This is a genomic window from Bombilactobacillus sp. ESL1092 (assembly GCF_058107465.1).
The window spans coordinates 883729-906193 of sequence record NZ_CM176594.1; the positions used below are offsets into that span (position 1 = coordinate 883729).

A 22465-nucleotide genomic window follows, 5' to 3' on the forward strand; every position below is an offset into this window, starting at 1 on the left:
TTTCATCTTCCATAACGAACTATTATAGTCTAACATTCTTACAATCCAAGTCCACACCCAAAGTAACTTATAGCCAAGTTTCATCATAAGTTGCTTCATCAAACCCACAAGTCAAATGATCACCTTCGACCATCAAGGGACGTTTAATTAACTTACCATTGTGAGACATTAATTCGGCTGCTCTATCAATCGACATTGTGGGGAGCTGTTCTTTCAAATTTTGTTCTCGATAATCAACACCATGCGTATTAAAAAAATATTTCAGCCCACGATCTTGATGCGCGCTCAACCACTGAACCAACTCTATTTTAGTTGGGGGTTGGGCCACTAAATCTTGAAATTCGTATTGTACATGATGTTCATCCAAATATTTTTGTGCTTTACGCGAAGTGGAACACTTTTTATAACCGTAAAACTTTTTCATATCATGACCTCCTTGGCTCTCCCCTTAATCATACTAGCATTGCTTATCAGCGTAATCATCATTTTTCTAATATCAATCAGCATAAAAAAGGCGACCAAAACTGGCCGCCTTTTTCAACACGTGAATATCGAGGATAAATTATTTATTTGATTAAAATTTTAGTTTAGTACCAGCCGTGGCTCATCCAAAATTGTTGTGCACCAGCCCATGAACCGTAACGTGAAGTTACGTAGTTATTGGCAACCCGTTCTTGGTTAGCTGGTGAATAGTCACCATTTAAATAGGAAGAATCTAATTGATACTTACCATAGTAACGACCGTTTTGAGCAGTATAAGAACCACCAGATTCACGACCAGCAATCCATTCACGAGCACTGTCATAATTACCAGTAGCGGCATTTGTAGATTGGCTTGTCTGAGTTGTTGCTTGAACTGCTGGTTGTTGGTAACTAGCTGCATTATTATTAACAGCTTGTTGGACTGAATCAACAGCTGGGGTATTTTGAACTTGGCTATCAGTAGCTTGAGCTACTTGGCCGTCATCTTTGATGACTAATTTTTGACCCACATAAATCATATTAACATCTTGAATATTGTTATCAGCAGCAACTTGATTAATTAAACTAAGATCATTACGAAGCTGTAAGGAAATACCGGATAAAGTATCACCTGGTTTAACTGTATAAATGCTGTCTGCTTTAGCAACCTGTGAAGCACCGAAGAATGAGACAATACTTAAAACTGTGGCAACGGCTACTTGTCTAAATTTCATAGAATATATACTCTCCTTTAAAATAAAAAAACGAAAATAAATTTACCAAACGGGCTGTACCGTTCAACAAGAGATATACTAACAGAGAAATATTACGAAAGTGTTTCAAACTAATAATAAATTTCGAGCTATATTACAAACGTGTTACATAGAATCTAATTAATTTTTTAGATTAAGCTTATATGTGAAATGAAAGACTTTTAAAAAAAACAATCGGCGCCAACCAGTATTGTCATTAGGCTTTATTCGACTTTAGTTGGAGCTATTTTATTTTTAGCACGTGCTGATTGAGAATTTCCCCACGGAAACTTCAGCCAATTTTCTCAATTAAATATTACAATTCTCCTCTAAACTAGTCGTTTGTTCCTTATTTATGGTATGGATTACCCGCATTAATCATAAATGCACGATAAATTTGTTCCGTTAAGACTAAGCGCATTAACTGATGGGGCATCGTAAATTTGCCAAACGACAATTGCAATTGGGCCCGTCGTAAGACTGCCGGACTTAAACCTAGCGATCCACCAATCACGAAAGTTAACTTACTATGACCATAAGTTACTAACTCATCAATCTGAGCTGCTAATTCTGGCGAAGATAATTCTCTTCCTTTAATAGCTAGCGCAAAGACGTACTCATCGGGTTTGATTTTAGCTAAAATCCGTTGCCCCTCTAAATCCTTAACTTGCTGCATTTGCGCCGCACTTAAATTTTCAGGAGCCTTTTCATCATTCACTTCGACAATCTGCAAGTCACAAAAACTTTGCAGCCGATGTGCATATTCATCAATTCCTTGTACAAAAAATTTCTTCTTAATTTTGCCTACACCAATAATTTTAACTTTCATGCTCTTCTCTTTTCCACAAATTTCTCTCTCAAACAAAATCCACTATAAATAGCTTTTGCTAGACCCATTTGGATATTTATCCACTTATCAACAAGATTTACACAATTCTGTTGATAACTTTTCTGCATAACTGCTTCCAATCTTACCAGTTATAAACAAACTTATCCACTTCCTTGTGGATAAGTTTTCCTAATAGCTCTTACTTGTCTAATCGGCCAAATTTTTTTCACTTAATTTGCAAAAAAAACTGGAACTAAAGTTTGTCTAGTCCCAGTTCATATTTATTTCACCGATATTTTGCTAAAGCGCTCGTTTTAATCGGCTTTCGTTAATTTCATATCAACACTCTGTTCTTTGCCATCACGATAGAATTGCAATTTAACCGTATCCCCGACGGAATGGTTATAAAGTTGCGTGTGCAAATCAGCAATATTATTAATTTTCTTACCATTTAAAGCAACAATCACATCATACTTCTTTAAACCAGCCATCTTAGCAACCGAATCGTTGGACACTGAGTAAACTAAAACGCCTGAGTTAACATTGTCTGGTAATTTTAAGATGGAACGTTGTTGCTGACTCGGCACTTGATCCAAGTCGGCCACTTTAATGCCTAAAGCCGGCCGTTGAATCTTACCATTTTGCACTAACTGATTAATGATTTTGACAACTTCATTACTAGGAATGGCAAAGCCCATGCCTTCAACGGAGGTACCGTCTGTACTAGATGCCAGTTTCATTGAATTAATCCCAATGACTTGCCCCGCGGCATTAACCAAGGGACCGCCAGAATTTCCAGGATTAATAGCCGTATCTGTTTGTAAAACGGTGGCTTGGCCCGTCTTTTGACCCGTTTTTTCATCCGTCGTATCAATAGTCCGATTTTTGGCAGAAATAATCCCTTCGGTAACTGAAGTAGCATATTTACTGCCTAAAGGTGAACCAATGGCAATGACCGATTCACCCGGTGTGACAGCATCTGAATTGCCAAAAGTAGCGGTGCCTTTAATTTTATCAGAACTAACCGAGAGCACTGCTAAGTCAGTAATCGAATCCGTTCCGACTTTCTTGGCCGTAATCTTGCTACCATCACTCAAAATAACTTCCAACTTTTGTGAACCTGAAACCACATGATTATTAGTTACTACATAAGCTTTACCATTTTGTTTAGCATAAATCACACCCGAACCTTCACTAGATTCTTGTAATTTACTTTTATTATTGGAATCAGTATTACCTTGGGCATTGGAACCATCATCACCATATAGACTGCCAAATAAAGCTCCCAGTGAATTATCATCATTTTGCTCTTCACGTTGATAATTAATCACTGAAACGACCGAACCTTTGACCTTTTTAAAAGCATTGGTCATTTGGTTATTCGACTTCACAGTCACATTGCTGACCTTTGTCGTACCTGCTTTACCGGAGCCTGTGATCACACTTTGATTAGCATTATTGGCGGAATTACCCCAATGACTAAAACCATAAAAGCCCAGTCCCACACCGATAAAAGCAGAAACCAAGGCCACAATTGCGACTTTTAATAATCCTAATTGCGAATTATTTTTCAAGTTACGTTTCCCCCTTACATTGTTTGTAATTTTTGTTGAGATACCTAATCTCCTATTGTACTGAACTACAAGAATGAGTTATCCCACGCTGCAAAAATTAAATCTCTCAATCTATCATGCTTCGACTTTACTTTTAGTCTTGTTCTTATTGTAAACAATAGATGTTAAAAAATCATGAATATTCTTTCAAATTACCGTTAACTTCGTGGCTTGTTGGGGGAAAGTATCATGCAACCAAAAGTCATGATCCACGCCATAATCATGTTGCATTAAAATTTGACTGACTGTTTGATGAGCCAAAGTCGGTAAATTATTATGCGGACTTAAATGACCTAAAAAGACTTGCTTCGTGCGATTCCCAAGCACATCTAACAAAACTTCAGCGCCATCACGATTAGACAAATGTCCTTCGTCACTGATAATTCGTTGCTTCAAAGGCCAGGGATATTGCCCTTGTCGTAACATTTCTAAATCATGATTACATTCCATTAAAAAACCATCCGCATTTTGAATCACATATTTAACCCGATCTGACACATAACCTGTATCGGTTAAATCAACAAAGCTATGATCTTGGTAATGAAAATTATAAAATTGCGGATCTACTGCATCGTGAGACACGCTAAAACTTTCGACGTCTAAATCACCTAAGCTGAGTACACTGTTTGCCGCAAAGATATGTTGCTGTGGTTGCGGTATGGATCCTATTTTAGCACTCATTTTTTGCCAAGTCTTTTGGTTTGCATACACATCTAAACCGTACCGCCGCGCCAAGACACCCACGCCTTGAATATGATCACTATGTTCGTGCGTGACAAATAAAGAATCAATCTGGTTAATATCTTCACCAATACTTGCTAGTAAAGCCTTAATTTTCTTGCCCGAGAGCCCCGCATCAACTAAGACGTGTTGCTTGGGAGTTTTAATATATAAACAATTGCCCTGACTACTACTAGCTAAAACACTAACTTGCATTGCTGTAGTCACTAACTTTCACTCCTTGTGTAGTATTCTTTTTTAAAATTGCGCCACTAAAGGCATTAACTCGGCGAATTTGTGGTGTATGCTCACCTTTCGGCACAAAAGCAACGTACCAAACGGGAATATAAATCGTACTATTTTTAACTTTTAATAATTTAGCATAGGCCAAGTCCGCCCATTTCACCTGCGAATTACTCGGGATTTCGTTATTAGTATACAAATTATAAACCGCGCGCTGCTCACTAATTGTACTTTGTTTTTCATGCAAAACATTCATCGCATTCACATAAGTTTGCTCATAACTGACTAAACGATGATTCACAATTTTAAAATTAATGCGGCCTGTAGGTTCATACACTTGACCTAATTTCACCTTTTGAACAAAAACGATCGTATTAGCCGTCGATAAATGTTTCGCATATTGATATTCGCGGCCATGAGTAACATTTTGGGACTTCGCAACAAAATTGTTCAATTTAGTCACGGCATTTTGGGTCGTTAATGTTAGCGGATTGTCCAAATAACAATTTAATTGCTTTTTAATATCGTCATAACTCCACGTAATTCCACGCAATTTCATTTGCCCTGTATGCAAAATATGTTGATCATCTTGGCTAGCCAAGTAATAACCAGCACTATTTTTGGTGCTTAACTTACCATTAATCGTGATATTATCTTGATTCATTTCTTTTTCTAACGTGGAATGGGCAATATTATTAGTGATTACCACTTGTTTGCGCGTTTGCGTATATGAAGTAAATAAAAAAACATCTAACGCAATAAAGACACATAAAAAGATAATTTCAATTCTGCGAAAGTCCATTAATTACCTCCCATGATTCAACCAACTCGTCAAAGAACGCCATTGATTATTCATCAAAACATAATATTCTGGCGTTAAGTTAACGATTTGCTTGTTTTGATCATCAGCCATCCAGGTATAACCAATTAAAATCTTTTGAATATTTTTCGGATTGTAAGCTGCCTGGGACAGTTTTTGAATCACGGTTTTGGTATCTGGCAACTGCACTGGTGCTTGGTCAGTTGGTAAAGGCACTTGCAAAAATTGCTTCGAAAAAGTTAACCGCTGAGCGTTAGTCGTGTAACTAACATTCACACTGCCCACATCTTCAGGATAAAAAATAGGAAAGCCATTCACGTAATTGCGAAAGATCAATTGCTTATTTTTATCATTATAAGAAAAGAAGTATAGCCCGTTCAAGGAACTTCCAGATTTAGCCAAAATTTGAAAAGACTGATCAAACAAGGATCCCATAGTCTGGGGAACGGTGGTTTTAGAATAATCACTATAGGTGACTAAATTAGTTTTATTATCTACCACTAAACTGCGATTAACGCCACTACGATAAGTCGTCATCGTCCCGTTCTTGTGGGTGGAAATATCTGATTCCTGTTGCGAATTCAACAGATTAGACACATAGGTATTATTAGTTTGTTTCGCAATTAAATAACTGACTTTACTCAGCCGTAACGGCTTTTGATAATCCAAATTAGCAGTTTTAAATTTACGATTTTGTTTAATTGTAACTGGTACTGTAAAACTAGCATCTTGCGTAATTTTTCGTATGCGCTGGGGCAGTAACTTCCGTTGCTGAACTTGATAAACAGCTTGCTTTTGATCATCTAATAAAAAAATCTGAACTCGCTTTTTGCCCGTTGGTCGAGTTACTACTATCCGATTAATTTTTTGTTCACCGTGCTGTTGAATACCACGTTGATTAATCAATTCCGCCAGCGCATTAATGCTCAATTGCGTTGGATAAATTAATTGCAAGGTATTATTTAGTTGCAAATAATGCTGATAATTAGCCGCACCATGCTGACTTAACAATTTAACATGATCTAATTTGGCAGTCTTGAAAAGATTCATCGTTGTCGTAATCAAATTGGCTTGATTACTGCTAGCCGCATACTGTTGGTGCTTTTTTGTGAGTAAGAGTTTGGTTGGTAAAAAAATCTCATTCATTTTTTTGGAGACCCCAGCATTACGTTGACTAATTGTTTGCTGTTTACTGCTTGGCGGTAAGGCCTGCTGATACTTGGCATTATTCGTCCAAATTAACCATGACAAAATCAAACTAATCAAAACTGCTACTGCCAAACTTACGCGCAACAACAAATTATTCAGGTGCTTCATCCCACTCACCCTCACTTTCACTAGGATCATATGGTAAGGAAATATAAAAAGTGGAACCCCGATTTTCCGCACTGTTCACCCAAATATGGCCGCCTTGAGCTTCAATCACTTCTTTAGAAATGGCTAAGCCCAAACCCGTACCACCTTGTTTGCGCGAACGTGCCTTATCAACGCGGTAAAACCGGTCAAAAATACGTTTGATATCTTTACGCGGAATCCCCAAGCCTTGATCGGCAATACTCAAAATCACATTATGATTGGTATCCAATAAGCGGCAAGTGATCGTACCACCGTCAGGTGAATACTTCAAAGCGTTATTCATAATATTATCGATAGCTTGCGTCATTTTATCAGGATCAATCTCAACCCATAAGTCACGTTTCGTAAAGATTCGCTTAATTCGATGTGAAACAAAATTCTTTTGTTCAGCTTGCGCATGGTCGGCTTCTTTTTGCAGCATCAAGTCAAACCGATCCAAAATATAATTGAACATTTCGTTAAAATTAACTAACTCAACGTTGATTTTAGCCGTTCCTTGATCTAAGCGCGAAAGACTCAACAGGGAGTTAACCATGCGAATCATACGCTCCGTTTCTTCTTGCGTCACTTTTAAAAATTGCGGTGCTAATTGCGGATCTTGCCACGCACCATCATTTAAAGTTTCCACATAACTACGCAAACTCGTCAACGGTGTGCGCAATTCGTGCGAAACATTGGACACAAACTCCCGCCGATCGCGATCAATCTTTTGCTGCTCCGTCACATCATGTAAGACACAAACGACCCCCGTGACAAACCCCGTATTACGTTTGATTAAAGAAAAGTCAGCCTGCAAAATCAATTCATCACCATCAGCTTGCAGTTCAATAATCCGTTCTTCCTGATTATCTAAAATATCTTCAAAATCTAAATGTTGATCTAAATTTAATAACTCCATTAAATCTAATGGTTGCGTTGAATTCGAATCCACATTCAAAAATTCTTGAGCGGTTTCATTAATAATCGTAATTTTGCCGTGCCGATCTGTGGCTAGCACTCCATCCGACATCTGGGTTAAAACACTATCCAACCGGCGCCGCTCGGCATCGGAATTTTCCTGTTCTTCTTCAACTTTAACCGATAAATTGTTCACCGCAATCGCTAATTGGCCTAATTCATCTTCACTATAAACCCGAACCTGCCCAGAATAGTCCCCGCGGGCCATCCGTAAGGCTTGGCGCTGCATTTCAACAATCGGGCGGGTAATGGCACGCGCTACTACGATGGAAATCACCGCCCCTAAAATCCCGGCAACTAACGACGCTACAAAGAAGATAAAGACAATCCGGTTAATATTTTTATAAACTGGATCCATATCAGCGCGGACATAGACCGCCCCGACCGTTGAATTGTTATCACCATTAGAGTTTAACAAGGGCGTAATGGATAAATAATAACTACCATCACGGTCATTATGTGAAATCTGTGTTAATTTTCGTCCGGAATAAATCACATCTTTAATTTGAGAATTCGCCGTTCGCTTACCTACTGAAGCTTGATTATTGTCACCTTTAATGGCCACAATCCGCCCTTGACTATCAATTACTTCCATCTCAGAAATTTGAATATTCGTAAAATCCCGCACTGTTGCTCGAATATTTTTACGAGCCTTAGCTGTATTACTTGTCAAATTAACTGCTAAAGGCGTAGTTAACCATGAAGGTAATTGTACCTGCGTTTCAAAGGTTTCTACATTTTGCTGCTCTAAACGATGCACAAAATAAGCTCCGATAATTTCAATCGTACTCAACAACAATAAAATAAAAACTAATGCAATTTTGAATTGCATAGAACTAAAAAATTTTGTTCGCTTTGTCACGGCCATAAGCCCCTATTAATCTTTTTTAGGATCCTTCGAACTAGTTTCCGCTTTTAAATAGTAACCAACACCGCGGCGTGTAATTAAATATTCAGGCTTACTAGGATCATCTTCTACTTTTTCACGCAAACGCCGAATTGTGACGTCGACTGTGCGCACATCACCAAAATAATCATAGCCCCAAACTGTTTGTAACAAATTCTCCCGAGTCATTACCTGGCCAATATGCTGCGCTAAGTAATACAATAATTCAAATTCCCGATGCGTTAATTCCAATTCCCGACCATTCTTCATGACCGTATAAGCTTCTGGCAAGATTGTTAAGGAACCAACTTCAATTTCGGCAGTTGAATGTTCATCACTATTGTTCAAATTAACTTTTTGCCGCCGTAAATTAGCCTTAACCCGTGCTACTAATTCACGATTGGAAAAAGGTTTAGTCACATAATCGTCGGCACCCATCTCTAGGCCTAAAACCTTATCTAACTCTGAATCTTTAGCCGTCAGCATAATGATTGGTGTATCTTTGGTCTTGCGCACTTGCCGTGCCACCTCTAAGCCATCAATTTTCGGCAACATTAAATCTAAAATAATTAAATCTGGAGCTTCACTCTCCACTTGCTCTAATGCTTCCTCACCATCAAAAGCTACGACGGTTTGAAAACCTTCTTTATCTAAATTGTATTTGATAATATCAGAAATTGGTTTTTCATCATCAACAATTAAAACTTTATTAGCCATAAGGTAGAATACCTCCTTGGTTTCTCGTATCCAGTATACTAGATTTTAGCAATTCATGACAAAATTCTCTAAATCTTATTGCCAAAAGCTGGAGAATATGCTAATATATTCATTGTGCTTACGGGTGGTTAGCTCAGCTGGCAGAGCAACGGACTCTTAATCCGTGGGTCCAGGGTTCGATCCCCTGACCACCCATCAATCTTAGTAAAAGCTGTTATTATAACTTCAAAAGTTAGTATAACAGCTTTTTTGTTGTATTCAAAATTTACCCCAAGACTACTGACTTCAAGCAAAATGTAGTTTTGTCAATCAGTGATTGTCTCCGTCAATAAAACCATTATAATAATCATGTAATCGTTTTAAAAAAGGAGTGCTATTTTTGAAAAAAACTAACTGGAATCAAGATTGGCTCTTTTGGCAAGACCATAATTCTTTTGCTTTAATTTGGGATGTCCCGAAGACTGCCCAAAACGTCACTTTACCGCATGACGCTATGCAAGAACAACCGGCTTATAGCGCTAGTCCGAACGGCGGCAACACCGGTTTTCGCGATGGTGGTACTTATGTTTACGTGAAGAATCTCTTTGTTCAGCCGGAAGATCAAACTAAAAACTATCAATTACAATTTGACGGTGCCTATATGAATACCTTCGTCTTCGTTAATGGTCAATTAGCCGGTAAGCGTCCGTATGGCTATTCCGCTTTTCGCATTGATTTAACTCCCTTTTTAAATTTTGGGGATAATAACGAAATTCGCGTCCAAGTAAAATCTGGGGCCATGCCTAATAGTCGCTGGTACTCGGGCTCTGGTTTAATTTGCGATGTGTACTTATTAACTAGTGCTACTAAAACTTATTTAACGCCCACTACGCAAATCACAACTTTGCAAGCCACTTCTGCCCAAGCGACGATTAATTTAAAGACGACCATTCAAAACCAAACTATTAATCCAACCGCTGCCTTGCAACTGCAAGTTCAAATTTATGATGAACAGCAACAACTCATCTTGACCGAACACTATCCTGTGCAATTAGCTGCAAACGAACAGCGCCCACTACAGCTACGTTTATCATGGGCACAACCCCTGTTGTGGAGTGCCCAAGAACCACATCTGTATCGTTGCTTATTGCAATTAAGTCAAACAGAACAATTGCTTGATCAAGATGAACTGGTTTTCGGTGTACGACAATTAGCTCTCAATGCCACTCAAGGCTTATTAGTCAATGGTCAAAGTGTCAAATTACGTGGCGCGGGTATTCATCATGATAGTGGTTTGCTAGGAGCTGCAACTTATGATGTCAGTGCCTATCGGCAAATTAAATTGCTGAAACAAGCGGGGTTTAATGCCATTCGCATGGCTCATCAGCCGGCGGCTCCCGCCCTCTTAAAAGCTTGTGATGAACTAGGAATGTATGTCCTTGATGAAACTTTTGACATGTGGAACCGTGCCAAATCTGATTATGATTACAGCCTTTATTTTCAAGAATGGTGGGCCAAAGACGTTCAAGCCATGGTCGAAAAAGATTTTAATCACCCTAGTGTCATTTTATATTCCCTGGGCAATGAAATTCCTGAAATTGGAACCCCACAAGGGATTAGCTTACTGACAAAAATGGAGCAACTGATTAAACAGTTAGATCCGACTCGGTACACTTTATCGGCAGTCAATGGATTGTATTCGGTAGGTAACGAACTGTTAAATATTATCAGTGAAGTGGTTGATCAACAAGAACCCCAACAAAACCATGAAGCAATTACCGTGAATAATTTTATGGTAGCCATGGATCAATATTTAGATCGCATCGTCGTTGACCGGCGCATTTCCCAAAAATTAGATCAAATTTTCCCGATCACAGATTTAGCGGGCTACAATTATATGACTGCTCGCTATGAACAAGACGTCAAAGATCACCCCCAGCGCTTAATGGTCGGCACCGAAACTTATCCGCCACAAATCTGGCAGAACTGGCCGTTAGTTCAAAAATATCCCCAAATTATTGGAGATTTCACTTGGACGGGTTGGGATTATATCGGTGAAGCCGGCGTGGGCATTCCCGGTTATCACTTTGGTGAAGGTGGTTTTGGAGCCCAATTTCCTGCGCAATTAGCTTACGTTGGTGATTTTGACTTAACTGGTTTTCGGCGACCACTTTCGTATTATCGCGAAATCATTTTTGGCTTACGAACCACACCTTATCTTGCAGTGCAAGACCCCAAGCATTATGGTGAGAAACTCATGACTACGCCGTGGATGTTAAGTGATACGATCCACAGTTGGAGTTTTGATGTTGCTGACGATGCGCCCGTGATCGTTGAAGTTTATAGCAATGCCTCTTATGTAGCATTATATTTAAATGAACAATTAATTGCCAGCCAAGCTGTTGATGAACATTGCCGCGTATTATTCAAAACCACTTATCATCCTGGTCAGTTAACAGCCATCGCCTATGATCAACACCACCAAGTAATCGGACAATCTAGCCTCCTGACTGTTGCTGTCCAAGATGCGCAATTACAAGTTCATGTGCAAAATTATTTACCAGAAATGAAGACGCGCCTCAGTTACCAAGCCTTGCCTATCAATGGCGCTTTATATTATCTGAACGTGCAATTGGCAGCTCCAGATGGTACTGTTTGTTCTCTTCAAGAACAAACTTGCCAACTGCAAATTATCCAGGGCCAAGCTAAAATCTTAGCTTTTGGTAGTGGTAATCCTAAACCTCAAGCGGATGGACCATTAGCACAAACTCAAACTTTTCACGGCAGAGCTTTAGCAATTGTCCAAAAGTCTGATGTGAAGCAACCAGTTGTCTTAGCAGTGCAAACAGCTAACCACCAGGTTCAACAAATTGAAATTTAACTCATTAAAAAAACGGTCATTCTGCAAGTTGAGATCCTCAGTCAAGCTTGCAGAATGACCGTTTTTTAATTGTTCAGTTTAAAATAAATTTAATTTGGCAATGCGTTGACAAGCCTCACTATAGCGCGGCTCATCAATCAATAAACCAATCCGCACATAACCTTCACCAGCGGCGCCAAATCCAGTTCCTGCAGCTACCGCAACCCCAGCTTGCTCTAACAACAAATCAGCAAATTCTTGACTGGTCATCTGTTGCGGTGTCGGCATCCAAGCATAAAACGTTCCACCTGCGGGCACTGGTTTCCAACCAATCGCTTGTGCCGCCCGTTCAAAATCGTCGTGACGTTTTTGATAGCGCGCCACTAATTGTTTAACCGATGTTTGATCACTTCTCAATGCCGCAATCCCGGCTTTTTGAACTGCCGGAAAAACACTGACGAACAGATGATCTTGAATCAAATTAATTGCTTCAATCATCTCTTTATTCCCCACTGCAAAACCTAAGCGCCAGCCCGCCATGTTATATGTTTTCGAAAAAGTATACAGCTCAATGCCGACTTCTTTAGCATGCGGTGTTTGCAAAAAACTGATGGGGCGCTGGCCATCAAAACCAATAGCACCATAAGCAAAATCGTGCACAATTCCCACTTGATTTTGTTGCGCCCAGGCCACCGTATCCTGAAAGAATTCGGGGGTCGCCGTCGCTCCAGTAGGATTATTGGGATAGTTTAAGTATAAGTATTTAGCTGCGGCAACTACTTTCGGATCTAAGGACTGATAATCTGGTAAGAAATTATTCTCTGCTCGCAAAGGCACTAATGCGGTTTTGGCTTGTGCTAAAGCTACTCCGGACAAATAGTCTGGATAACCGGGGTCTGGTAAAAGAATAGTCTCTCCCGGATTTAATAAAGCTAATGGTAATTCGACTAAACCTGTTTTAGAGCCACCCAAGACCGCTACTTCTGTTTCCGGGTCCACTTCCACTCCATATTCACGTTGGTAAAACTCAGCGGCAGCCTGTTTAAATTCTGGTAACCCTCGAAACGGTGAATATTTATGATTTTGGGGATCTTTAGCTGCTGTATTTAATGCCTGAACAATAAAATCAGGCGTTGGTTGATCTGGATTACCTTGACCAAGGTTAATCACGTCGACACCCGCCACAATTTTTGCATTGACCTTTTGAACTAAAGTGGCAAAAAATTGTTGGGGCAGCTGTTGCAATAAATTGGATTCTTCAAATTTCATTTTAATCTTCTCCTCACCTGTTAAGCATATTATAACCACTTTGCTACTAAAAAGTGCATTTTTTTATTCTTTCACGTAGCCTTTTTTCATTTTCAAACAACTAAACGTTATATAATAACAGCAGAATATTTTTTTACGATGGAAAGGATTAATTACATGCGCACTGAACCAGTCGAATTAACTAATATGGTCTTAATTTTAGATGCCCAAAAGCAACAAGTGCTCGTTGAATATCGCCGCGATCCTCATTGGCCGGGGATTGCTTTTCCGGGGGGCCACGTTGAAGCTCACGAAAGTATCACCCGCTCTGCTGAACGTGAAGTCCAAGAAGAAACTGGCTTAACCGTAACTAATTTAGAACTCTGTGGTTTAAAACAATATCCTTTAAGTCATGGACGCTTTATTTGTTTCTTGTATCGTACTACGCACTTTCAAGGTAATATTCAATCATCAACTGAAGGTCCCGTCTTTTGGATGAAGTTAACTGATTTCCCAGGAAATAAACAACTAGCTTCTGGCATGGATGATCTATTAAATGTTATGACTTCCGGTTTCAATGAGGTACTCTATCAAGGACCACAAACCTATTTCTTTTAAATTTATGACTAGTTTAGTGCTCTGTAAAAATAAAAATCTTACTAAAAAAGTAATTGGCAATGACGACTAAAACATTGTCAATAATTTTTACCCAAAAAGCATTCTGGTGTAAAACACTAATTCCCACAGCCATAATGGCCAGATCTAACAGCAAACTTAAAATCCGAAAAAAGAAAAAAGACACAATTTCTTTGCGCGCGGCTTGAGAACTTCTTTGATGTGAATCAAACACATAAAGTTTATTGGTTATATACGCAAAGATCACAGACAATAACCACGCTGTGACATTCGCAATTTGGTAACCACAAAAATGCCACCAAGTATATAAACAATTAAAAACTACTAAATTTATGAGCGTCGTTAAACCACCAAAAATCAAGTAGCTAATAACGCTCCAGTAAGTAACTATCATTTGTTTTAAACGTTGCATAATTTTCTCCACATTAAAATTTTATTGTTATTTTCTTAAAAATTCGTTACACTATGAACCATATTACTATAATTAGGAGGTCTTAACCATGGAACAAACCAAAAAAATCCGTTGGTATAACGTTGCCTTCATTGCCTTTACGTCCGTTTGGGGCTTAGGCAATGTGTTTAACAACTACGCTAACCAAGGCTTAGTCGTTATTACTTCATGGATTTTAATCATGTTATTGTTTTTCATTCCTTACACCTTAATGGTCGGTCAATTGGGCTCGACATTTGAGAATTCCGGCGGAGGGGTTGCCTCATGGATTAAACAATTATCTGGTAGTCGGCTCGCCTATTTAGCAGCTTGGACTTATTGGGTGGTCCAAATTCCTTATTTGGCGCAAAAACCGCAAATGATTATCGTGGGCTTAAGTTGGCTGTTTCAGGGTAACGGTAACTTTGTGAATACCGTGCCAGCACTGCCGTTACAAATTATTTGTTTAGTCATCTTTTTGGGCTTTTTATGGTTGACCGCCCGCGGGTTTACTACTTTAAAAAATCTCGGTAGTTTTGCCGGTATTATTGCTTTCATTATGTCGATGCTCTTTATCATCTTAGGCCTAGCCGCTCCTTTCATGACACACTTAACGATTCAAACACCGCATATGAACCAATTGCATACTTACTTACCGAAATTTGATTTTAATTATTTTACTACTATTTCGATGTTAGTTTTTGCAGTCGGAGGTAGTGAAAAAATCGCCCCCTATGTCAAACAAACACATAACCCCAGTCATGAATTTCCTATCGGCATGATCTGCTTGGCCGTTATGGTCAGCGTTTCCGCTATTTTAGGATCATTTGCTTTAGGGATGATTTTTGATTCGAATCATATTCCTAACGACTTGATGGCTAACGGTGCTTATTATGCCTTTCAGATTCTGGGCAAATATTTCCATGTTGGTAACTTATTCGTTTGGATGTATGCCATCACTAATGTCTTAGGTTCCGCCACCGCTACTGTCATTTCGATTGACGCACCGTTACGCATGTTATTAGAAGATAGTGATCCTCAGTATATTCCGCGGAAGCTTCTCAAAAAAAATAAAAACAATATTTTTATTAATGGTTATTATTTAACCGGTATTTTAGTCACCATTTTAATTATTTTACCTGCTTTCGGCATTGGTGGCATGAATGATTTATACAAGTGGCTATTAAACTTAAATTCTGTCATTAATCCATTCCGGTATTTATGGGTTTTTGTCGCTTTTATGGCGTTAAGCAAACAACTCAAGCACCACCAAGCAGATTACATGTTTGTTAGAAAACCACTAACTGGCTTTATTTTGGGCTTATGGTGTTTCTTATTTACAGCTTTTGCCTGCATCTTAGGCATGGTTCCCAAATTAAATTACAGCAGTAATCCGCACGCTTGGTGGTTCCAAATTAGTCTCAATGTGATTACGCCTGTCGTTTTGATTGCGTTAGGCTTTATTCTACCAATGATTGCCCGGCGCCAAAAAAGCGAACTAACTAACAACTAAATTTTAAATTACACTACTAAAAAAGTTTGGGTTTCAACAAATGACCCAAACTTTTTTGATGCAGCCAAAATAACAAGAGATAATTGTACTCAATTGATCCAACTACTGTTGCTTCCTAATAACTGTGCCCCATTAATTAACATCAATCACTGGATCTGGGACATTGCCACCATAACTGCGAATTTGATTAATTAAGTCAATTAATTTTTGCTTTTGAGCTTCTTTATCAGCAGCATTATTTTGATAAGCCGCCTTCACACGACTTAATTGCTCCTCATATTGCGGTCTTAATTTATCAATCATCGCCTGCTTTTTAGTGGCCCGTTGAGTTTCAATTTGATTCTTTTGAGCTTCAAATTTGGCTAAGCGACCATTTTCTTTCTTAGCTTCTAATTGCGCTTGCGTCAAATTTAATTCTCGCTGCAATTGCATAATTTGTTGATTGAAGTTTGCTTTAGCTGACATGCGTTTAACATTCTCATTTTGATAACGGACTTTTTGTAATTTAGTCAATTGGTGACCGTACTGACTTAATTTATCAAAGGGAACCTGCTGGTAACGTTCAATGGCTTGCTGCACCTTACGTTCCCGTTGCAGTTCCTGCTTTTTAGTTAAATGATAGATTAATCGGTAGTCTAAATCCGTTAGACGTTTTTTATTTGCATTAATTTCGGCACTATTAAAGGCCAAGTAACTATCATGGATTACTTGTTCAATACTTTTACCCGTTGCTTCACGCCGCACATAAAGATTATCGCCGTCACGCCGAATGGTATTTGGCATGACAAAATCTTTTTTAGGTTCTTTCAACGCTTTAACTAAATAATCACCTTCAGTTTTAAAAGTCTTAATCGACAACTCCTCTTGCTCGGCCGTTAATGGTTGTTGGTGATCAAAGCCCGTCCAATTAGCAATGGTAAAATATGGTGTCATACCAACAAAATAACTATCTAAATTTTTATCCGTCGTTCCGGTTTTACCAGCGACATAAGGATAATCACTTAAAGCAGCATCCTTGCCCAAACCATTGTTGACCACACTTTGCATCGCATTCAGCATCATATAACTGGCATCTGCCGAATAAACATTGACCGGTACGTGGGGATTTTCATATAAAATTCGTGAATTATTTGTATCATAAATACTGCGGACATTACTGGGGGCAATAAAATTACCTTGTCGAGCAAACGAACTATATGCCGAAGCCATTTCAGTAGTCGTTACTCCCTTCGTAAAGCCTCCCACCGCAATAATAGCATTTTGATCAGCAGGATATAAACCTTGAAATTGCATTTTACCCAAATCTTGATAGAAGCTTTGTTGCTTATCACCTAAGGCCAACTTAAAGGCCACCGTATTAATCGAATCTGCTAAGGCCGTTCTTAAAGTGACTGCGCCGCGATAGCCACTGTACCAGTTGCTCACATTTCCGACGGGTCCATCAATCACTTTAGATTGCGGCGCATAACCGCGCTCAAACGCTGGCGCATAAGCAATTAAAGGCTTAGCCGTGGAACCCGGCTGCCGATAAGCATCACTCGCCCGATTCAATTGATCACCATCTGTCGTTCGGCCACCAACAATCGCCAACACATCGCCAGTCCGATTATCAACGATGGTACTAGCCACTTGCGGCTCTAATTTGCCATCTTGATCACGCTGTTGGTAAGCAGCATACTGCTGTTGCACCAATTGTACGATCTGTTGTTGCAAGTTTTGATCAATGGTCGTTTTAACCACATAACCACCATTTAATAATTCACCATAGTACTTATCATAAGCTTGCGCATACTCATTTTTATAAGTGTTTTTTGCTTGATCATTGTTAAACAAATACTGCATTTGAAAACCGTGAATCGTCATTAATTGTTGTACGGCAGATTTCACCGCATAATTCAAGGCGTAATTTTGCGAAATATCATTATCATACTTAAAGTTATGAATTTTTAAATGTAACGATTGTTTACTAGCATGTTGATAGGTTTTCTTCGAAATCATTTTTTGTTGATACCAGCTATACAAGACCGTATTCCGCCGATTAATTGCTCGTTGCGGATGCAATATCGGATCATACAACACTTGATTATTGGGAATTCCAATTAATAATGCAGCTTGCCCCCACGTTAATTGTTGCTGGGACTTGGAAAAATAATATTGGGCCGCACTACCAATCCCATAACAGCCATGGCCTAAATAAACATCATTCAAATAAAATTCCAAAATTTGCTGCTTGGAAAACTTCTGTTCTAAGGCTTGCGCCACCACCATTTCTTTAATCTTGCGGTCAAAGCTCTGCGTTTGGTCTTTCAAAATCACATTTTTGACCAACTGTTGGGTCAAAGTGGAGCCCCCTTGAACTTGTCTTCTCAAGACTAAGAACACCACCCCCCGCAGCATTCCCGTTAAATCAACTCCGTGATGTTGGTAAAAGCGGCGGTCTTCAACAGCGACCACGCCTTTTTTTAACTTGGGATTAATTAATTGATGCTGAACATACGTTGATTGACTATGCGTTAAAGTTTTCATCACCTTATTATGCCGATCTTTGATCACCGTCGGCTGCTTCGGATAAAAAGTTTTAGTGGTAATATCGTCACTAATCAAGTAGCCGGCAGTCACATCTTTTTGTAATTCTTGCCAATACTGATGTCCAACTTTACTGCCGACAATTAAGAGTAGCACCAAAACGAGTAATATTAGATATTTAATTGCTTTTCTAATTGGATGTGCGCAAACTTTTTGCCACCAACGCTTACCTAAATTTTTCATACTTTCTCCTAATTACCGCACATATAAAACTGTTCCAGGCGTTACAATTGCCATTAATCGCGTTAAATCACTAGTACTTAAAGTTAAAGTATTATGGAGATTAATCATCGAACTAGCAATAAACCCAATTTGATTTTGATTTTCAATTAGCATCGAATTCTTCAACGCCACATTATTCTTCAACCAAAAAATAGTTTCGGCTTGATTAAAATCACTAATATCATTATCTTGGTCGGCAAAACTCGTGGCATCTGCTAAATAATCGCCAAACGAGCTACTACTCAAATCGGTAACCACGCCCGCATTAATTCCGGGATCAGAAATCAAATTTTTAACAGTATAAGTTCCCGTAGGTAAACCATTATTCGTAGCCATTAAGCTGGCCATTTTCGGTAAATATTTAGTACCGTTACGTTGTAATAACGTCAAGGTTTGATCCGCATTAGAATAAAATAAGACATTAGTAGCACTCACATCATCTTGTTGTAAACTATGACTAAACTGATCTAACTGTTTGGCATTATCAATAATAGTCACATTGGCTGGTTGATAATTCTGTGTTAGCGGGGCATTTTTCAAAGCTTTAAGTTCCGCTTGCTGCTGTTTAACTTGTGCCTGAGTTTGATTTTGTTGGGCCACTTTAAATTCCTTTAAAGCTTTAGCAACTTTCGGGCGCCAATATTTTTTCAGGGCTCGATTTTTGATGAGTTTATAATAAGTATTAATCGTCGAAGCTTTCGTCATGGTTAACTGCTTGGGACTAATAGTCTTCGCTAAATTTTTATTTAGATAAGTTTTAGCATCTTGGGTTTGGTCATACCAAATTCTAATGGTATCAATTCGATTTTTTTCTCTTTGATAAATAGTTTGATTTTTTTCCTTTAACAAATTCTGGTCTGTTTGATTTAAGCGTGACGTTGTTACTTGATTAGCGTAATAAGATCCGTCATAATAACGTGCAATTTGTTGCTGATTATCTACTCGCAAAGTTAATAACTGCTGCACTCGCGTCAGTTTTTGCCGCGTGGTCGGATGTAAGGTCAAATGCCCCAATGGACTGTTAGCTAAATTGGTCGTAAAATTTAACCGACGCGTATTAACCCGCGTAACTAAAGCCGACTGTTGGCGATCTTGATATTGTGAATCAATAAAATGCTGGGTACTAACATTAAAGTAGCCGTTGCCCAATTCCAACAGAAAGCCTACTACGCCAATGATCACCATCGCCCAGCTAGTCAATTCTAAATTATGCAATAATGATTGTTTATTAATTTTCATAAAAACTAATCTTTCTTAAATTAAGATAATTAATGAGGTGCTCTTGTGAAAAGAAATATGAAAAAAAAAGGTTGTTTAGTTACCCTAATTTTAATGATAGTTATACTAATTCCTACTTATTATAACCGGAAATTAATCATTAATGCCACCAGTAACTGGTTATCTAGTCAAACTATTCCTTTTCAACTCGTCGTGAATCCTAAAACTATCAATCACAGTCAGCATCCTACCAGTCTAACGCTCGACGAAGTCAACGATCAAGACTATCAACACCAACTCAAAAATGCTAATCATATTGTAAAACTTTTTAATCGTAAACAACAATCTTGTGGCTTCTTATCTAAACAGCAAAACCGCCAATTACGCCAGTGGGTTACACAAAAGCCGCACCGCTATTTATATAGTGTGACGCCACTGGTCCTCGGTCAAAACCGGCACGGTCATTATGTAACGGTCAGTGTCAATCGCTACGATGATACTCACCAGATTCATAGTTACCGTTACCGCGTTTATTACCACCAGCAAAAGCCACAACAAGCTCGTTTTTTAGGTAATTTTAGTAGTAATAAACCACCCAAATTTATCACTTGGACAACTCGCGTCGGTATTTCTGGTATTTCTAAGGTTCCAAATTTTATTGATAAAATTAATTCCACCATGTTAAATTCCGGCGTAGCCGCCAAACCAACCACAACTGTGAAACAGTATCAGCAGTTAGCTCAAAATATCGGATTAAGTCAAACTAGTGCTCCTGGCTTAAAAAATTATATTAATCGTGGCGGTGCTGATCAAAAAAATAGCGCCATTACCGCTTATGAATTTAGTGATGTTCCACGTGAAACAAGGTTTTATATTACGCAATACAATAATCACCAGCACTACCATTACACCTTGATTTTTAATCGTAATACTAACGCCTTTACTCAGTTTCTCAATGGTATCCAATCAGCAGCTCAAAAAAATTAGAATTACTGGCTGTTTCACATGAAACAATTATTCAAATTAAAAAAAGTCTTTCCTTGATTAATCAGCAGATTAACCAGGAAAGACTTATTTAATTCCAGTAATTAAATAATCATTACCAAATGTTTTTTAAAACAATCGTTTCATTCCGTTTAGGGCCGACAGAAACACTAATTAGCTGCAACCCTGTTAGTTCTTGCACCCGCTTTAAATAATTCTTAGCGGCCAACGGCCATTTATCTAAATCCATTTGCCCTCGTAAATCTTGGGACCATCCGGGCAATTCTTCATAGACTGGCTGGCACTGCGCAATTTGCTGTAAACTAGCTGGATATTCATCAATTGTCGAACCATCAGGCAAACGATATCCAACACAAATTTTAACAGTTTTCAAACCACTTAAAACGTCAATACAATTTAAGGCTAAGTCCGTGACTCCCGCAACTCGTTTTGCATGCCGTAACACCACCGTATCTAACCAACCAATTCGACGGGGCCGCTGCGTCACCACTCCATATTCATGTCCAGCCTCGCGGATGAAGTTTCCTGTTTGATCAGTTAATTCTGTTGGAAACGGGCCGTCACCTACACGCGAAGTATAGGCTTTAGCGACCCCAACCACATAATGAATCTTAGTGGGACCTACACCAATCCCCGCAGTATAACCACCCACAGGATTTGAAGAAGTAACATATGGATAAGTACCATGGTCAATGTCGAGCATGATGCCCTGCGCACCTTCAAATAAGACATTAGCGCCTTGCTCAATTTGTTCATTTAACATTTTTGAAGTATCAATCACATACGGTTTTAATTGTTGTCCGTAATCATAATATGAAGCAAAAATATCATCAAAAGACAAAGCTTGCCCTTGATAAACTTGAGTAAATTCTTTATTTTTCAAATCTAAGTTTTGGCGTAACTTGGCAGCAAAAGTATCTTTTTCTAATAAATCAATCATCCGAATGCCAATCCGAGCAGCTTTATCCATATAAGCTGGACCAATTCCACGATTAGTGGTGCCAATTTTGTTGGCACCTTTACTCTTTTCCTGTAATTCATCCATGCGGATGTGATACGGTAAAATAATTTGGGCCCGATTAGAAATATAAAAATGTTCAAAGCTGACATGTTGCTGCTTAAGTCGGGCAATTTCTTCAACCAAGGATTTGGGATTAATCACGACTCCGTTACCAATCATTGTCACTTTATCAGGATACAAAATACCGGAGGGCACTAAGCGCATTTTATAAGCAGTCTGTTCAACTTCCACCGTATGCCCAGCATTATCACCACCTTGATACCGTGCAATCACTTGACTATCGTGACTAAGAAAATCAGTAATTTTACCTTTTCCTTCGTCGCCCCATTGCATTCCAACTACTACAACACCTGTCATAAATGTCATCCCTTTTTACTAAATTCGGTCCAGTA

General features: G+C 38.8%; 18 protein-coding genes and 1 tRNA gene. 5 read left to right on the top strand and 14 right to left on the bottom strand.

Annotation, left to right across the window (positions count from 1 at the left end; translation table 11 throughout):
* Positions 1-67: 67 nt before the first annotated feature.
* The 9 genes from AC3B6Y_RS04080 to yycF all read right to left on the bottom strand — a co-directional run bounded on the left by AC3B6Y_RS04080 (position 68) and on the right by yycF (position 9355).
* A complete protein-coding gene (locus AC3B6Y_RS04080; RefSeq protein ID WP_489791461.1) occupies positions 68-424 on the bottom strand; it encodes an arsenate reductase family protein in 357 nt (118 codons plus the stop codon).
* A 163-nt stretch (positions 425-587) separates the two neighbouring features.
* Entirely contained in the window at positions 588-1196 is a 609-nt protein-coding gene (gene apf, locus AC3B6Y_RS04085; RefSeq protein ID WP_489756863.1) for an aggregation-promoting factor, read from the bottom strand.
* A gap of 367 nt (positions 1197-1563) precedes the next feature.
* Positions 1564-2043, bottom strand: a complete 480-nt coding sequence (gene rlmH / locus AC3B6Y_RS04090) for a 23S rRNA (pseudouridine(1915)-N(3))-methyltransferase RlmH (protein ID WP_489756864.1) — start codon at positions 2041-2043, stop codon at positions 1564-1566.
* A gap of 314 nt (positions 2044-2357) precedes the next feature.
* Positions 2358-3647, bottom strand: a complete 1290-nt coding sequence (locus AC3B6Y_RS04095; RefSeq protein ID WP_489791503.1) for a S1C family serine protease — start codon at positions 3645-3647, stop codon at positions 2358-2360.
* 156 nt (positions 3648-3803) lie between these two features.
* The gene (locus AC3B6Y_RS04100; RefSeq protein ID WP_489791505.1) at positions 3804-4592 is read right to left on the bottom strand and encodes an MBL fold metallo-hydrolase; all 789 of its coding nucleotides are present in this window, start codon (positions 4590-4592) and stop codon (positions 3804-3806) included.
* Positions 4582-5421 carry a two-component system regulatory protein YycI gene (locus AC3B6Y_RS04105; protein WP_489756866.1) on the bottom strand — a complete coding sequence of 280 codons (840 nt, stop codon included), beginning with the start codon at positions 5419-5421 and terminating at the stop codon, positions 4582-4584. The genes AC3B6Y_RS04100 and AC3B6Y_RS04105 overlap by 11 nt, the downstream gene beginning before the upstream one ends.
* Before the next feature lie 3 nt (positions 5422-5424).
* Positions 5425-6756, bottom strand: a complete 1332-nt coding sequence (locus tag AC3B6Y_RS04110; protein ID WP_489791462.1) for a YycH family regulatory protein — start codon at positions 6754-6756, stop codon at positions 5425-5427.
* Positions 6740-8614, bottom strand: coding sequence for a cell wall metabolism sensor histidine kinase WalK (gene walK / locus AC3B6Y_RS04115; protein WP_489775017.1), 1875 nt, complete (start codon positions 8612-8614; stop codon positions 6740-6742). Before walK ends, AC3B6Y_RS04110 begins: the two co-directional genes overlap by 17 nt.
* A 15-nt stretch (positions 8615-8629) precedes the next feature.
* Entirely contained in the window at positions 8630-9355 is a 726-nt protein-coding gene (gene yycF, locus AC3B6Y_RS04120; RefSeq protein WP_489756869.1) for a response regulator YycF, read from the bottom strand.
* A gap of 122 nt (positions 9356-9477) precedes the next feature.
* Here yycF and AC3B6Y_RS04125 point away from each other — a divergent pair.
* A tRNA-Lys gene (locus AC3B6Y_RS04125) sits at positions 9478-9550 on the top strand.
* Positions 9551-9734: 184 nt separating this feature from the next.
* Positions 9735-12215 (top strand): glycoside hydrolase family 2 TIM barrel-domain containing protein, encoded by a 2481-nt coding sequence (locus AC3B6Y_RS04130; RefSeq protein WP_489791464.1) that lies wholly within the window; start codon positions 9735-9737, stop codon positions 12213-12215.
* 78 nt (positions 12216-12293) lie between these two features.
* Here the strand turns inward: AC3B6Y_RS04130 and AC3B6Y_RS04135 are convergent, their stop codons facing one another.
* Positions 12294-13463 carry a pyridoxal phosphate-dependent aminotransferase gene (locus AC3B6Y_RS04135; protein ID WP_489756871.1) on the bottom strand — a complete coding sequence of 390 codons (1170 nt, stop codon included), beginning with the start codon at positions 13461-13463 and terminating at the stop codon, positions 12294-12296.
* 138 nt (positions 13464-13601) lie between these two features.
* Between AC3B6Y_RS04135 and AC3B6Y_RS04140 the strand changes: the two genes are divergently transcribed.
* Positions 13602-14060 carry an 8-oxo-dGTP diphosphatase gene (locus tag AC3B6Y_RS04140; protein ID WP_489791465.1) on the top strand — a complete coding sequence of 153 codons (459 nt, stop codon included), beginning with the start codon at positions 13602-13604 and terminating at the stop codon, positions 14058-14060.
* Positions 14061-14073: 13 nt separating this feature from the next.
* Here AC3B6Y_RS04140 and AC3B6Y_RS04145 read toward each other — a convergent pair whose 3' ends face one another.
* A complete protein-coding gene (locus AC3B6Y_RS04145; RefSeq protein WP_489757695.1) occupies positions 14074-14493 on the bottom strand; it encodes a GtrA family protein in 420 nt (139 codons plus the stop codon).
* Between the two features lie 85 nt (positions 14494-14578).
* On the opposite strand from AC3B6Y_RS04145, the gene AC3B6Y_RS04150 reads away from it, so the two are divergent.
* Complete coding sequence (locus AC3B6Y_RS04150; RefSeq protein WP_489756873.1) at positions 14579-16021, top strand: APC family permease; 1443 nt, start codon at positions 14579-14581, stop codon at positions 16019-16021.
* Positions 16022-16153: 132 nt separating this feature from the next.
* Here the strand turns inward: AC3B6Y_RS04150 and AC3B6Y_RS04155 are convergent, their stop codons facing one another.
* Positions 16154-18790, bottom strand: a complete 2637-nt coding sequence (locus AC3B6Y_RS04155; RefSeq protein WP_489791466.1) for a transglycosylase domain-containing protein — start codon at positions 18788-18790, stop codon at positions 16154-16156.
* A gap of 12 nt (positions 18791-18802) precedes the next feature.
* Positions 18803-20068, bottom strand: a complete 1266-nt coding sequence (locus AC3B6Y_RS04160) for a hypothetical protein (RefSeq protein WP_489756875.1) — start codon at positions 20066-20068, stop codon at positions 18803-18805.
* A gap of 93 nt (positions 20069-20161) precedes the next feature.
* Between AC3B6Y_RS04160 and AC3B6Y_RS04165 the strand changes: the two genes are divergently transcribed.
* Positions 20162-21034 carry a hypothetical protein gene (locus AC3B6Y_RS04165; RefSeq protein ID WP_489791467.1) on the top strand — a complete coding sequence of 291 codons (873 nt, stop codon included), beginning with the start codon at positions 20162-20164 and terminating at the stop codon, positions 21032-21034.
* A gap of 112 nt (positions 21035-21146) precedes the next feature.
* On the opposite strand, the gene AC3B6Y_RS04170 is transcribed toward AC3B6Y_RS04165, so the two are convergent.
* Positions 21147-22430, bottom strand: coding sequence for an adenylosuccinate synthase (locus tag AC3B6Y_RS04170; RefSeq protein WP_489791469.1), 1284 nt, complete (start codon positions 22428-22430; stop codon positions 21147-21149).
* Positions 22431-22465 lie beyond the last annotated feature (35 nt).